The organism is Psychrobacter sp. CMS30 (assembly GCF_904846565.1).
Lineage (GTDB): Bacteria > Pseudomonadota > Gammaproteobacteria > Pseudomonadales > Moraxellaceae > Psychrobacter > Psychrobacter maritimus.
This window is the reverse complement of record NZ_CAJHBF010000003.1, coordinates 66,616-81,442: the sequence shown is the minus strand read 5'-3', so window position 1 is coordinate 81,442 and position 14,827 is coordinate 66,616. Positions and strand designations below refer to the sequence as shown.

General features: G+C 36.0%; 10 protein-coding genes and 2 pseudogenes. 9 read left to right on the top strand and 3 right to left on the bottom strand.

Annotated elements, in window-relative coordinates; all coding sequences use genetic code 11:
- Positions 1 to 340 precede the first annotated feature (340 nt).
- From JMX94_RS02425 to JMX94_RS02415, 3 genes are all read left to right on the top strand, one after another.
- Positions 341 to 1,246 carry an energy transducer TonB gene (locus JMX94_RS02425; protein WP_227670935.1) on the top strand — a complete coding sequence of 302 codons (906 nt, stop codon included), beginning with the start codon at positions 341 to 343 and terminating at the stop codon, positions 1,244 to 1,246.
- 123 nt (positions 1,247 to 1,369) lie between these two features.
- On the top strand, positions 1,370 to 2,059 hold the full coding sequence (locus tag JMX94_RS02420) for a MotA/TolQ/ExbB proton channel family protein (RefSeq protein WP_192529611.1): 690 nt from the start codon (positions 1,370 to 1,372) through the stop codon (positions 2,057 to 2,059).
- Positions 2,060 to 2,172: 113 nt separating this feature from the next.
- Positions 2,173 to 2,574: a biopolymer transporter ExbD gene (locus JMX94_RS02415; protein ID WP_201563042.1), complete on the top strand. Its 402-nt coding sequence runs from the start codon at positions 2,173 to 2,175 to the stop codon at positions 2,572 to 2,574.
- 332 nt (positions 2,575 to 2,906) lie between these two features.
- Here the strand turns inward: JMX94_RS02415 and JMX94_RS02410 are convergent, their stop codons facing one another.
- The 3 genes from JMX94_RS02410 to JMX94_RS02400 form a co-directional block, all read right to left on the bottom strand.
- Positions 2,907 to 4,121, bottom strand: coding sequence for an IS256 family transposase (locus JMX94_RS02410; RefSeq protein WP_201562888.1), 1,215 nt, complete (start codon positions 4,119 to 4,121; stop codon positions 2,907 to 2,909).
- Positions 4,122 to 5,364: 1,243 nt separating this feature from the next.
- Positions 5,365 to 5,643 carry a hypothetical protein gene (locus JMX94_RS02405; RefSeq protein WP_201562886.1) on the bottom strand — a complete coding sequence of 93 codons (279 nt, stop codon included), beginning with the start codon at positions 5,641 to 5,643 and terminating at the stop codon, positions 5,365 to 5,367.
- A gap of 227 nt (positions 5,644 to 5,870) precedes the next feature.
- The gene (locus JMX94_RS02400) at positions 5,871 to 6,080 is read right to left on the bottom strand and encodes a helix-turn-helix transcriptional regulator (protein WP_045445187.1); all 210 of its coding nucleotides are present in this window, start codon (positions 6,078 to 6,080) and stop codon (positions 5,871 to 5,873) included.
- A 136-nt stretch (positions 6,081 to 6,216) separates the two neighbouring features.
- Here JMX94_RS02400 and JMX94_RS02395 point away from each other — a divergent pair, with 136 nt between their 5' ends.
- From JMX94_RS02395 to JMX94_RS02370, 6 genes and pseudogenes are all read left to right on the top strand, one after another.
- Positions 6,217 to 6,432, top strand: coding sequence for a hypothetical protein (locus JMX94_RS02395; protein ID WP_021813684.1), 216 nt, complete (start codon positions 6,217 to 6,219; stop codon positions 6,430 to 6,432).
- A gap of 2 nt (positions 6,433 to 6,434) precedes the next feature.
- Positions 6,435 to 7,609 (top strand): annotated as a pseudogene (locus tag JMX94_RS02390) (Arm DNA-binding domain-containing protein).
- A gap of 119 nt (positions 7,610 to 7,728) precedes the next feature.
- Entirely contained in the window at positions 7,729 to 10,308 is a 2,580-nt protein-coding gene (locus tag JMX94_RS02385) for a hypothetical protein (RefSeq protein ID WP_201562884.1), read from the top strand.
- Positions 10,295 to 13,351, top strand: coding sequence for a tyrosine-type recombinase/integrase (locus tag JMX94_RS02380; RefSeq protein WP_201562882.1), 3,057 nt, complete (start codon positions 10,295 to 10,297; stop codon positions 13,349 to 13,351). The genes JMX94_RS02385 and JMX94_RS02380 overlap by 14 nt, the downstream gene beginning before the upstream one ends.
- Positions 13,352 to 13,404: 53 nt before the next feature.
- Complete coding sequence (locus tag JMX94_RS02375; RefSeq protein WP_201562880.1) at positions 13,405 to 13,986, top strand: hypothetical protein; 582 nt, start codon at positions 13,405 to 13,407, stop codon at positions 13,984 to 13,986.
- A gap of 151 nt (positions 13,987 to 14,137) precedes the next feature.
- A pseudogene (locus JMX94_RS02370) lies at positions 14,138 to 14,359 on the top strand (transposase); the annotation flags it as partial.
- Between the last annotated feature and the right edge of the window lie 468 nt (positions 14,360 to 14,827).

Sequence of the window (14,827 nt, the reverse complement as noted above, 5' to 3'; positions counted from 1 at the left end):
ATTCTCTGAGAAGTCGAAAAGGTGAGCAGCGATTATAGTAAAGGAGTTAATAGTGTATATCAATGAGAATGATTGTCATTATTTAGTTTAATAGGTTGAGATATTTAACTATGTAACAATTTTCAGCTAGTAGTTTCGTTCTAGTCAGCTTTCAGCTTAAACCTATTTAGATAGAGAGGATGATTCGTAAGCGAAAATTAATATCAGAAATATATTTATTAATATTATTGATAGTAGTTATCGTTTGCATTATCATTACAGTTTTATTTCATAAGCTTATTAGACTGATATGAGTTCAACAAGTTTCAATGTGCCATCACTTAAATTAACGTCAACAGTTATGGGTTGTGTTGTCGCAATACATTTGATGACGGCAATTGTATTGGTGATGGTCAAAACCCCTGTGACTACTATTAAGCCACTTAAAATAACGCCGCCTATAGAAATACAGTTGGTGTCAGAAGTTACGACAATTGCAGAGCCGGTGACGGCAGTCGCAGAAGTCGAACCTATTAAAGCCCCTAAACCACAATCTGTTAGCGTAGCTGAGGAAAAACCAGAGCCTAAAAAAGCAGTGCAACCAGTGGTGAAAAAAGAGACAGCAAAGCCTAAAGTCGGCACTAAACCTACTACGACAATAAATACGACAACAAAAATAGTAAAGGACAAGCCTGTCATCAAACAACCAATAAGATCACAAGAATCGGACGCAGCAGCTCAAGAAAGCGCTTTAGCAGCCGATAACGAACGTAAGATATTGGCAGCACAGGCTGAAAAGGCTACTCAACAAGCGCATGCCAAAGCTATGCGAGAGTCTCAGGCTGTAGCGGATGCCAAAGCAAAGGCAGATCGTGAAGCGCAAGCCGAATCCGATGCTAAAGCTGCAAGAGAAGCCGCACAAGCCGCTGCTCGTGAGAAAGCCAATCAACAAGCCGCCGCCGCAAGTAATACCCCCGTCAATTTTACTGCCACTAACGCTAACTGGGCCTCAGCACCGAATTTTAGTTTTCCTGCTCGTGCCAGACGAGCTGCTAAATCAGGCGAAACCTTTAGGGTGGTCTTGATATTACAAGTTAATAAGCAAGGCGGCATTGATAATGTGAGCTTAGCGCAATCTTCTGGCAACGCTGCACTCGATAGAGAAGCTCAGCAACAAGTACGTTCTGGTAAATTTAAACCCTTTACGAAACATGGCGTACCAGTGGTGGGTAATGTGACTTTACCCATCAGTTATGCAGTGCCGTAAAAGTTAGTTATTTACCAAGTCTATTATTTTCAAAGCATCACTATTTATAATTTTTCATGATAAGTCGATATGCGGTACTCGCAACGAACTTATATGATTACATAACCTATTAAGGAGTCTGATATGGACTTTACAAGCTACTGGCAATATAGCGATTTGGTGACCAAAAGCTTGTTTTTCTTGCTATTGGTCTTATCGGTGCTCTCTTGGGTAACTGGTATTATTCGTATATTACAAAGCCGAAAATTGGCCGCCTGTGTTGCTGATGATTTGAGTCAGCAGGTTGAGATAAAACGTTCAGCTGTGAATAACTCTGATGCTGCTATGCGTCGATTAGTCATTGAGCAAGCATTATTAAAGCATATCGGGCGTTACCGTTTTGCTAGCGAACGCGGCCTACCTATTTTAGGCACAACTGCAGCGATCGCGCCATTTATTGGGTTATTTGGTACAGTGTGGGGTATTTTTCACGCGTTACATAACATCGGTACCAGTGGGCAAGCAGGACTTGGACAAGTGGCAGGGCCAGTTGGCGAGGCGCTCATTATGACAGGTCTCGGTATTGCCGTCGCAATTCCAGCAGTGGTGTTTTATAACCTTGCCGTACGTATCAATAGACGGGTAATGTACCATGCCAATGATAGAGCCCATGATTTATTAGCGCAGTCTGTTGATTTAGCAGCAATGCAACCTTCAATGGAGCTTCATAATGTAGCTGAAAAGCAGGGTATAACTACTAATGTCACTGGTAGTAAGAGTGCTCATAGCAATAGTAGTATTTATACTGATAAACAAGAGGCTTATCAACAGTAGCAGTTCTAGCTTTCATTCATAAAACGGTTATAAACGCTAGGGCTACATAGCTTTTGTTAAAAAAAGCAAACGTTTATGACTTTATATAAGACGGATACATGATTGAGAATATTATGGCATTTCAGTTAGGTGATGATGACGTCCAAAGTATGAATGAGATGAATCTCATTCCACTGATTGATATCATGTTGGTATTAATGATTATCTTTTTATTAACAGCGACTGTATTGAATCCAACAGTACCGCTCAATTTACCCAAAACTAGTGCGTTAGTCAATGACCAGCCACCTGAAGTAATCCAAATCAGTATTGATAAAGATGCTGGTATTTTTTGGGATAGTGATCCTATTAGTATGGAAGAAATAGAGAGGCGTTTACAACAACAAAATGATGCTGGTAAAGATCCATCGGTACAACTGCGGGCAGATAAAGACAGTAAATATGACACCGTTGCTCAAGTACTGGCTGCAGCGAGTAAAGCAGGGCTAAGTAAGATAGCATTTGTAAACGAATAGGAGTCATTTATCATAATGTGCTGAGACCATCCTGAATTCTGTGTAACTGCCATTTAGATTAAATGCTTACTGATACGGTCATCAAACATAATAATAAAAAAATGTAACAATAAGCTTTATTTCCCGCTTTGCTTGGATAATATAGCAAGGTTTTTCTTATCTATTATATAAAGCAAAAGTAATAGAGTGATTTCAAATATAGTTATTTATTGAGTCAATACAATTTGCCATTTCAGAACGCTCAATTAAACTATCTTCAATTAAAAAGGGTGTAATTGAATCTCAAAAAGCCTGACTAACAGAGACCATCCCACATTCTGTGTAACTGCCATTTAGATTAAATGCTTACTGATACGGTCATCAAACATAATCATAAAACGATTCAGAGCAGACGTCCAGTTACGGATGGGCATCGACCACTTTTTAGACGCCTGCTGGGTGGCTAAGTACACCACCTTGAATGCTGCCTGATCAGATGGGAACACCTTACGCTTATTCACCGCTGTCCGAATCACGCTGTTTAAAGACTCAATAGCATTGGTGGTATAAATCACTTTTCTGATGTCTTTCGGGTACTCAAAGAACACCGTTAAGCCCTCCCAGTTATTGCGCCAAGACTTGATGACATGCGGATACTTATCACCCCACACCTCATCAAAGTGCTCGAGATTGGCCTCTGCTATCTCAAGCGTATCAGCGCCGTAGATGGCTTTTAAATCAGCTGCTACGGCCTTCTTATCCGTCCATGGCACAAACTTCATTGAATAGCGCAGCATATGCACGATACACAGCTGAACCTGAGCGTTTGGATAAACGGTGTTGATAGCATCAGGGAAGCCCTTTAAGCCATCGACACAGGCAATGAGGATATCTTGTACCCCGCGGTTTTGTAGTTCAGTGAGAACACCTAGCCAAAAATTAGCCCCCTCATTCTCTGACAGCCACATACCAAGCAGCTCTTTTTTACCATCAAGAGCAACACCTAGCGCTAAGTAAATGGCTTTGTTGATAATCTGCTTATCTTGACGTACTTTGACGACAATGCAGTCTAGATAGACAATAGGATAAACACTGCTTAACGGCCGGTTCTGCCAAGCGGTGATGTCCTCTAATATGTTATCGGTGACTCTTGAGATAAGAGAGCTTGAGATGTCGACATCGTAGAGCTCTTTAATGCTCTCTACGATCTCGGTGGTGGTTTGACCCTTAGCGTAAAGGAATATGATTTTATCATCGAGACCTGAGATACGGGTTTGATGCTTACTAACGAGTACAGGCTCAAAGCTGCCACCGCGGTCTCTTGGGGTGGATATCTCAAGATCGCCTGTGTCACTGCGGACGGTCTTTTTAGTGTGCCCGTTACGCTTATTAGGTTTATCCGCCTTTTCATGTTTGGGGTAGCCGAGATGGTCTTCCATCTCAGCCTCTAAGGCAGTATCGATAAAGGATTGCATGAGCTGCTTTTGGAAGTCTTTGATGTCATCAAAGCTTTTCATGCTACCAGCCATTTGCTCGGCCAGTTTTTTAATGTCAGATTGAGTAGTCATTACTTATTCTCCGGTTAGTGGATTATAAGCAGTTACACAAAGTTTGGGAAACTCCCGACTAACATGCTCTACAATAGGGAATAACCTTGTATCGTTCTCATAAATTCTTTGGTTGAAACCTTGGTCTTTCATAATTTTGAGGAGTTGAAACGATGTAATTGATGAGCGTAAATTATTATCAGTGGGATAATTTTTTAAGTAATCAATTATATTATTAGAGTTACTACTAAAAATTCTTATCGATTTTTCCAATAATATTACGTTGAGATTCAGAGTTAACAGAAAAAGCAATAACCTCAAAATTTGTCAAAATTGAATAGCTTTTTCAACATCAATCTCTACATTAATGTTTAAACCTAACTTATGACATAAGTCTTCAAATAATTTTTGACGTTTACCGCTCTGGTCAACCTGATGTTCGATAAAATCTTGAGGGTTAGGTGTTGTATTTTTGGCGCTCAAACTTAGTTGGGATAGTTGAGTGAATGGTAATGGAGATACGACTTTAAAGGTACAATCTGTTCTCTATATTTGATTAAATGCTTTTATCAATACACCTGAGACCTCTAGTGATGATAAGGTCCATACATCCGAATTGTTGTGACTAGATTTGCATTGATGAAACTCTCTCTGCCCATCTAAACCCTCGACAATTAAATCAACACATGTCTCATCTTCTCCTAAAGGCTCGATAGTGGCAGACCGCACTTCCTCTTCCGCTAGCTTCAATAATTGCTTAGCAACCCAAATTGCTTCGTAGCTATTACCAAATTTATCTGCAAACCCACCACCTTCTACTTTTTAGCATGAATTTTGTCCATTACACCGAAATCTTCAATCAAAAAAACCAGATAGCATATGCGATCTGGTTATTAAGTACTCTTCAAATTATTATCTACCAACTGTAAGCTGACCGCCAGAAAAGCTAATGCATGATTCGCAGAACCAAGATGACTGTTTTCTGACATAAGGAATATCAGCTGGTACATCAAGTTGATATGGTCGTCCACAGTACTCACAATGCACATCATCTAAGTAAGCCTGACACTCCGCTAATATGCCAAACAAAATATGATAATCGATATGATACTGTTTGCAGAGTATCTCTATATGCTCTACATACCGTCCATCATGCCCGTATGCCCAATAGTCTTCACATAGTTGTATGTCGGACTGATCTACATAAGGGCTAAAAATAAGTTTTAAGCTCATGGTTATCTCCAAACCAAGTAGTTGACGTTAATCACAACGAATAAGGGACATCGTAGTGATTCATCATGGCCAAAAATTTGGTCTCAAGATTCGTTAAGGTATAACGATTCAGCGCTAATCCTTCATTTAGCTCTCGTTGCACCCATATCCTAACCGCTTCATCATTATAGAAAATGGGGTTAACGCCTAGCATCTTTGCTAACTGTGAACCCTGTTGTATTTGCAGGTTTACCATGAGCTTGGTAGATAGCGATATCGCTTCGGCGCTTAACCAAATTGAAGCGTGCAGCGGTTTAATAAATGTGTTCATGTATAATCTCCTATAGATTAATATTTCTTTCTGCTGATCGTAATGACTTCCTACAGTTGAAATTATACATACATTTTGAGCTATTGCAACTTAAAATAACCTTCTATAGAACTTTTTGCTACTTAACAGGATATTCAATCTATTTGAGAAACTATAGTTTGCTGCATATTATTTGGTGTAATAACTGATAAGCGCAGCGTTATCTTGGGTTCTAAAAGAAGAGAGGTTTATTCTTCTTCCTTAACTATCTCATAAAGGTCGCCCACTTCAATATCCAAATATAAACATAGCTTCTCGACAACTTCTAGATCCACTCTTGTGGCTTCTTCGTTATACATGCGTGTGATTGTGCCTCTGTTGACATCAGTATCTCTAGATACATCAGCAATCTTTAGTCTTTTCTCACCCATAATTCTAGATAAATTGCACTTCACCATAACCTCCTCCATATTAAAATAATCTACTGTAGATAAAAATGTCTTGCAAAAGATTATTTTTAGTGTAAATTATGTTCTATAGCAGGTTATAAAGCTATTAGACAATAACACTTTAATCTTTAGTAAGGATTTTACTATGAGTTATACCTATTTAACAACCGAAGAGCTGTCACAACGCATTAAATATGACAGCAAGACCATACGCAACCAGCTTAAAGATGCGGTATTCATTGAGGGCGTTCATTACATCAAACCATTTGGAGGTAGAAAAATCCTTTTTATATGGCAAAAGATTGAAGAGTTGATGCTGACAGGCTATGACGATAACATTCCGTTTGCAGCGGGAGCATAATCATGGCGAGTATCAATAGCCGAAATGGCAAATTATATGTGGATTTTCGATACATAGGCCAGCGCTGTAGAGAGCAAACCTTATTAACAGACACTAAGCCTAATCGCAAGCGCCTAGAAAACTTCGTTAGCAGAATGGAAGCTGATATTCAATTGGGGAGTTTTCGCTATGAAAACTATTTTCCACAAAGTAAAAAGCTTGAGCAGTTTCAAAGCTTAGAGCTTATGAGGTCAACGAATAGCCATAAGGACTCAAACTCAGGCTTTGATAGTTTTAGCAAAGTTTGGTTAGAGGAGAAAAAGCCAGAATGGCGGGACTCTCAAATAAGTAATGTAGAGGATATATTTAGAATTTATCTACTTCCTCATTTTAGCAATGTACCGCTAAATACCATTAGCAAAGCTAAAATCATGACTTTTCGAGGCAAGTTAGTCAAAGATGGTAATAAGGGACGAACTTTATCAGCGTCTCGCATTAATCATATCATGACGCCATTACGTATGGTGCTGACCGAAGCCTCTGAGCGTTTTAATTTTGACAGCCCTTGGAAGAATATAAAACCACTCAGTGAGCCTAAAAGTAATGTCAGTCCTTTTACCTTAGATGAGGTCATGCTCATTATCAATAATGTGAGAGCAGATTATAAGCCTTACTATATCGTACGCTTCTTTACAGGTATGCGTACAGGTGAGATTGATGGCTTGCCCTGGAAGAATATAGATTTTGAGCGCCGACAAATCATCGTTGATCAAGCAGTCGTTAATGGTGTTATAGGAAGACTAAAACTACAGGCTCAAATCGTATCATCCAGATGAACCAGCTAGTTTATGATGCATTGCTTGAACAGAAGAGCCTAACTAAACATCAAGGTGAGTTCGTTTTCTGTACAAAAATAGGTACTTCTTTGAATCATCGTAATGTGACAAAGCGAGTTTGGTATCCGTTACTACGATATTTAAAGCTTGATAAACGTAATCCTTATCAAAGTAGACATACCGCTGCGACGCTTTGGCTTGCTGCTGGTGAGTCGCCTGAGTGGATTGCTGCCCAAATGGGTCATAGCAACACGAAAATGCTATTCACAGTGTATTCGCGATATGTGCCGAACCTAACTCGTCAAGACGGAAGTGCGCTGGATAAGCTTTTGAAAGACCGAGGTATACTACAAAACATATGAAAAAGCCTATATTTAACAAAAAGACATCCAAACAGGTGTCTTTTTTTTTGTATTAACGCTGGATGGTTTAAATGAACGGAGCTACAGTTATCTAAATGGCTTGTAACGGTTGCAGAATAATGGCTCATGAAAGTAATATCTCTAATAATATTAAGGATTGGCTAAAGACACATATCCTTGATTTCGCCGATACCAACAAGGTTGAAGGCTTAATAGTTGAGTTGAAATTTCTAATTGATATCTTACCTAAGCAGTATAGATTAGAGTTGCATAGTGAGTGTCATGTTCTATTTGAGTGGATAAAAACAAATTCCATAAATAGTACTTTGACAGAGTTGGAAAAATTAGAAATCTACAAAAACGGAATAAATCACAAGATTTTTCTAAAAAATATTAAAAAACCTCATCAAAACATGAAAGAGTTATATCTAATTACTTTTCTAGTAAACCGTGCAGAGTCTTCTAAAGTAAACGTTATTCGCGCCCTTTACTTTTTTCTATGCCTAAGAATGACTGTGCTAACGGACTATGATAGTCGAATTGAAACTACACTTGATGAGTGCAGGTTTTTGACCAATAAAACTCGCGAATTTCTAATTCCGTTTTTACCTGATGTAAATGAATATAGCTCTATGCAGGATTTATTAAGTGCATTTGAGTCAATTCAGTCAGAAAACCTATATGAAGAATGGTTAAAATCAGACGACAAGGAATTAGAAGTGTTTGTAGAAAAAATTCGTAGAAAATTGCATCAAGACGAAAAGGATCAAGAATGGACTGATAACGAGCTCGTTAATTACCGATTATGTAAGCACCTTTATGAATTTATTTTACCACTCGAAAATATACTACTCAAAAAATCAGGGATTACTCGAAACATATCTCGATCAGGAAAGCCTACTGTTATATCATCGGATACTTTTGTTGATGAAGCAACAGGAGATAGCACCTCAACAATCTATAGCGTAAATATAATACCAAATGAAAATCAAACTCTAGAAACCTTTGAAGCTGATGAACGGCAAGACGACGATATTGAAGCGGTATTTGAAGTCTCACTTGATAGGCCAATATCTTATCACTTGGACATTGTGAATGCCCAACAACAAGTAAATATGCGACGTAAACGCTCTATGTTATTAAATACAGATGTGCAGGTAGCTAAAAGTTCAGAGATAAAGATATTGTTTAATGAGTTATTTATAGTTCTAGAAAATTGTAATGTTGATTATTCAACCAATAGTAACACTACTAATAAGCTAACTATCGAAGAAATGGAGGCAGTATATATATTGATGACTTTGCTTACTGGGAGTAGTGAATATATTCAATACAATGGTATAAATAAAAGAAATGAGTATTACGATCGACATTGTATTGAGTTCAATTTTTCACCAGCAAGATCAGTGTTAGATCGACAATATAGCAGTGATCTATCAGCAGTTAGTAGTGATAAGCTAGAGTTAACTTTACCAATAGCAGTAGCAGTTTTGATAAAGAATATGAAAAAGTATATTGTTGGTACAAAAAGAGAAAAGAAAAAGTTTTTTAGTGAACTTGAAAAATTATCTGAAAATAGAGTTCGGAAAATTAATAAGAAAAATAATATTCGGTTATCATTGAATAAACTGAGAACTTACTTAAAACATGTGCTTTTTCATTCAGGTACAGATACAGCTGTCGTTGATATTATAACCCTTTCTCCTATACATCACCTATCTGCTTTACCATATTTTAGCATCACGAAAGCTGATATATATTATGCGCAATATCACTACTATGACCATCTTAAAGAAATATTATTTTTGGAACCTAGAGTTTCATTAGAAAAAAAATTAATAGATAATAATAAGCTCTCAAAGGTTGACTTAGTTAATTTTCCAGATGACAGGCATATCTATAAAGCAGGGCTACTAATGGGAACAAAACTAGCTCTTCTAAGCTCTAAAATTAAATCAGAACTAGTGCTTCCTATCATTAATGAGCTCAAGACCTTAAGATCTTATAAGGATTTCACTATAATAAATTTTATAGATTTTCATAACAAATTGATGGATTACTTATATATTATGTTGGGTTTATCATCTGGTTATCGTCCCGTTATTGAGACATTTGGGCGTCTAAAAGATATCGATATTGATACAGGTATGTATTTTATTTCGGATAAAGAAAATAGAATGAATGCGCAGGGACGATTTATTATCCTTCCTGAGATAGTAAGACTTCAATTACGATATTACCAGAGCTACTTATATAAAAATATGAAGCTCTTTAATGTTAAGCATTATCAACTGGGCAAATTAATACAGGCAGTTTATGAAAGTAGTGTTGGCCTTATTATTTATCTAGAAGTCAACGAATATGGCGAATTTAATTTCGTTAAAAATCAAAATAACACCTTTATTTCTAATAGATTCAAATTGTATGCTCATTTACCATTAAACTGGTATCGTCATCATATTAGATCGTTGAAAGACTCTAACCATAGCATATTTAGCAGCAATTTAGCTCAACTGAATGACGAAGTAGTTAGTAGTTGGATGGGACATACTGATCAACTTGGTTTCGATTATTACGACACCTTTAGCGGATTAAAACGTTCACAACAAGCGGAGCTCGCTGAACTGATCGATAAAAAATTAAAAGAATATGGCTTTGAACCCATTGAACTAAATGAGGCGAAAAATGTCAAAGAATAGTTTTTCAGGTATTGATAAACGAAAAGTAGAACGAGAGAAAAAACTGGTAGGGGCAAAAGATAAAGCTCTTAAAATAGCTTTGATTCATATTAGAGTTGATGAGCTTGCCAATAAGCCTAATCCACAAGCAGAGTTCACCAGAAGATGGAACAAATTTGATCAATCACTTAAATCAACGAAAATTTTCCATAATCATACGTTCTATGGGAAGAGCTATAACTACGCTCTTCAAGAGATTCAAAAAAAACTTGACTGTTATGATTTAGATATCAGTTTTCCTAAATATATTGTCTTTGAACAGCGTCCAAAACTTTTTAGAGATAGTGATTGGTTTCAAGAAGCAAAAAAGGTGAGAACCTTCTACCAGCTATGGATGAATAGTTTTGAGAATCATAAAGAAGTTAATATTTATGACGTTTTTCTATCTTTAGTTTTTCACAATGCCATACTACAAGCTCCTTTGCTTGAATTTATTATTAAAAAATTAATTGCTGGAGATCTAAAGATCCAAAGTATTTATAATCTACCTTTTGTTAGAGCTGATTTTAATAAAAGAGGTTATAGTACTAATGTCAGGAATAGCAAGATAAAAGATGAAAAGTACACGTCACAAAATGTATTTCTATCACCTATTTCAGCCACTTTATTGCGATCATACAGACTAGACGATATTTCACTAATAAATGGTTTTTTAAAGCCTGATGGTTCTATCGACATCAAGGTATTTTATCAGAAATTACTCGATCATCAAAAATTGTATCAAATACTACCTAATAACTTAGAAGGTTTTTTGAAAGCTAGCCTTTATGTCTGTGAAAATCACGAAAATTTCAACTTGCCAGAGTACTATCTATACTTATTGTTGGGCATTAAAAAGACATACTCCCTACCAGTTGATAATTGGCAATGTATATTATATGAACGACCAAAACCATCTGATATAGACATCTTAGAAGATTTCGATGCCCATCAACAACATCAAAAGAACTCTAAACATACTGAACATAAGCAATTGGCGTTACAAATTTCTAGACTGTTCAAGCCTGAGAATGAAAGAAAGGATAAGAAAATATCAGGAAGCGTATTTGATAAAAGGTTGAAAGCGAATTTAGTACTATTAAAGCAAGAAAAAGCTCCTATCAATGAAGTCGCACTGCTTACCTGGTTTGTCCATAAGCGATTATCCAACCAACCAAGTAGTATTCAAACCTATAGCAACAACATTACGAATAGGTGGCTAGCGTTAACTTATGGACAGAACATAGATAATTTTGATGAAACTGACTTTGAATCTCTCTATGCAGAAATTATAGCATTGAGTCGTACTACATCAGCAAAAAATGAAACTGCTAAATTGCTAGACGATTTTCATGAGCACTTAGTCAATGTTTATGGCGCAGAGCCAGTTGAACCAATGTCAGTTGGAGCTGTAGCTCATGTAAAAGCAGGATATATATCAGAAACTATGTTTCAAGCAATCCTATATGCATGCAAAAACCTAAATATTAATAAAGAGAAAAAAGATGCTATTTATATTGCTTTAATTCTTGGCCAACGATTTGGCATGAGAATAGGAGAGATAGCTAAGCTTAAGCTCATAGAGATATCAGGAACAGTTGAAGATATTGAAGTTCGTAATAATATTTATGGTGATAATAAAACATCCTCTGCTTTGCGTAGTTTACCTATAGCCTTGTTGCTATCAGCAGAGGAACTAAGAGTTTTAACTGCCTTATACCATAGACGTGTTGAGGAAAAAGGACAAACCTTGATTGCTGACGCCAGTGGGCAAACAATTCCTAAGAATCAATTATCACAGATGGTCTCAGGATTAATAAAAAAAGTCACGGGGTTGTCATATTTGACAGCTCACAACCTTAGGCACAGCTGCCTATCTAACATTCAGTTACTGCATTTTCTGTATGATTCAGAAACGTTAAATAATACAGCAGCAAATGAAAGCTTGAAGGACTTACTACCTTATAAAAAAGCCGATGCATGGAACATTTATTACAAACTATTTGGATCAAGGAAATCTATTAGCAACTACATAATTGCAGGGGTTGCTGGCCATAGTGAACCTAGTGTTAGCTTTAATAACTACATTCATTTCACTGATATTCAAATTGGACTCCAGTTATGGAATATTGATTATCAATTAAGCGAGAACCAGAAAATTTATTTACTTCAACTACCTAGACGTAAGCAAGGATTTGAAGTCAATGAAATTTATGAGTATTTACTTAAAAAGCTAAAAGTTGAGCCATTACCAAAATTTGAAGGTAAACCCATAAGATACGCATCTAATTACAAAGAAGTCGAGCGAGAATTTGGTTTTAATGAAGTTGCTAAAATTTTGCGTAGTCATTACATGCATGATGATTTTCAGCATTTACTAAAACTATATGATATATCTAATGATGAATTTAAAAAATGGTATTGTAAAGCAAAACACTTAAAGGAAAGTTCTGAATATCAAACTAAGTTCGGTGGCTCAAGGCTATTTTTATCAGAGCAAAAAAATCTTCTTGTTCCAAGCTATAATTTAATTGCAGAAGATCAGAAAGTAATGGATGATATGGAGCGTAACTTTAAAAGACTATACTTATCAAAAAAACATAAAGAAGATCTGGATTGGTTTATACGCTATACACTACAAAATTGTGAATATACTCAAAATAAAATCAGGTTTAAAGCTCTTGAGGATTTTGATCGGTTTTTAAATTATACAATCAAGCTTTTGCCTAAAGTATTAATTCATATAGATATTCGAAACTTACAAAGTTGTACTGATAAGAGGTTATTAAACAAATGGAAAAATCGACTTAATAAGTTGCCAGAATCCAACGTACACTATGATCTACCGAATGATAAAAAAGAAATAAGATATACTAAGAAAGTAAAATCTAGTATATCTATTGCTAGTTCTAAAGAAAAACATAAAAAATATAATAGTACAATACATTATAACCGCATATTACAAGTTTTTTGTTTTTATAGTTTCATACTTTTAAATGATGTTAAGGGTATTATATTAAAATAGATGTTTACTCTGTGGCATATAAAATACTTAATAACTTACAGCATGAGCAACATATGAATAAATCTATTATTAAAAGAATTGCGAAAAACTCAAATCTGTCATGGCACCCAATGACAAAAAAGCTGCATAAATCTTTTATGAAGTCTTACAGGGATGAGTTTTATAGTACGATTATTAGAATGTTCCAAGATAACCTACAATTAAGCCAACAAACTATCTATTTGATCTCAGATCGTGAACAGGTGAAGTTACTAAATCAGCCTAAAAAAAGTAAAGAAAAAGAGAGTATTGATTATCAGATAGTTGCAGGTTGTTTTAACCCTTGGTTCGATGATGAAGTATTGAGAACGAATAAGCAGTTAGTAGCCATAGAACTCAGTCCAGTGGAGCATCAGAGCAAAAAAGCATTTGAAGATGAGTTGCAAACTTTAATTTTATTAGATTTCTTGAAGTCCTTATCTCAAGCAAATATGTCAGCACTCGGCAATAACTTTCATGAACTTCGAAATATTGTTAAGAGCTCAAAACAGTTAGAGCATGTATATCTAGAGCTTATGGGAAATAGGATTAGTGCTGAGCAATTTGCTTATTATTTTGGACGTCAGCGAGATTTTGTCTATAAGCATAAATGTTAAGAGGAATTTAATTTACAGCTTCAACACGAAATAGTCGTTTTACTATATTTTTAATTAAATTAGGCTTGTTGAGCATGGACAATAAAATGCTAGCAAAAAAAATATTGAACAAGTGATCTTTAAGTTCTCAAACCAAAAGATACCATTCGTTATGTCTCGCACCATGCTCAAAGATAATCACTGGACCAGACTAATACCGATACTATTAGAACTAAATCTCTATGACAAAGGAAATCTGAGACAGACGGCCGAAGGTGTTGTCTATCAAATGATTTTTGGTCGCCCTTGGCATGACTTACCCTCCCCATATTTTGGTAAGCACTACACTGTCTACAAAGACTATCAGCTTTGGTTTCGCAAATGGAGAATTCTTGAACCGCCTGACTATATTGGATACTTAGCATAAGTCAGGTTAGCATTCAATTATTATAACTTTATGGAATACGTCCGGTGCGCTCTACACGTATCGAACCATTAACATTAGGTATGAATTTAATTACTATGAACTTGTTAGCATGCGTCATTAAGCTATCTGATATAAAATCTCCCGTGTTTAATTTTAAGGATCTGACAGCAGGCCTCAAAACCTACTAAACTATGTAAGGAATACCGTGTAGGACTTTTCCGACTTTTCAAAGTAAAATCCATCTATAGTATAAGCAGATATTAAACCCCGATTTTGACAACCTCACCTGAGTGAAGCACAAAATACAAAGAAGGTTGTGAAGACTATATTATGTGTACCTCTGGCAATCTTTTGCACCAATATAAAAATTGAGTTGCTAATAATGTTTAGAGGCTAAATTTATATTTACATTCCCGTGTTCATAAAGTAATCGTC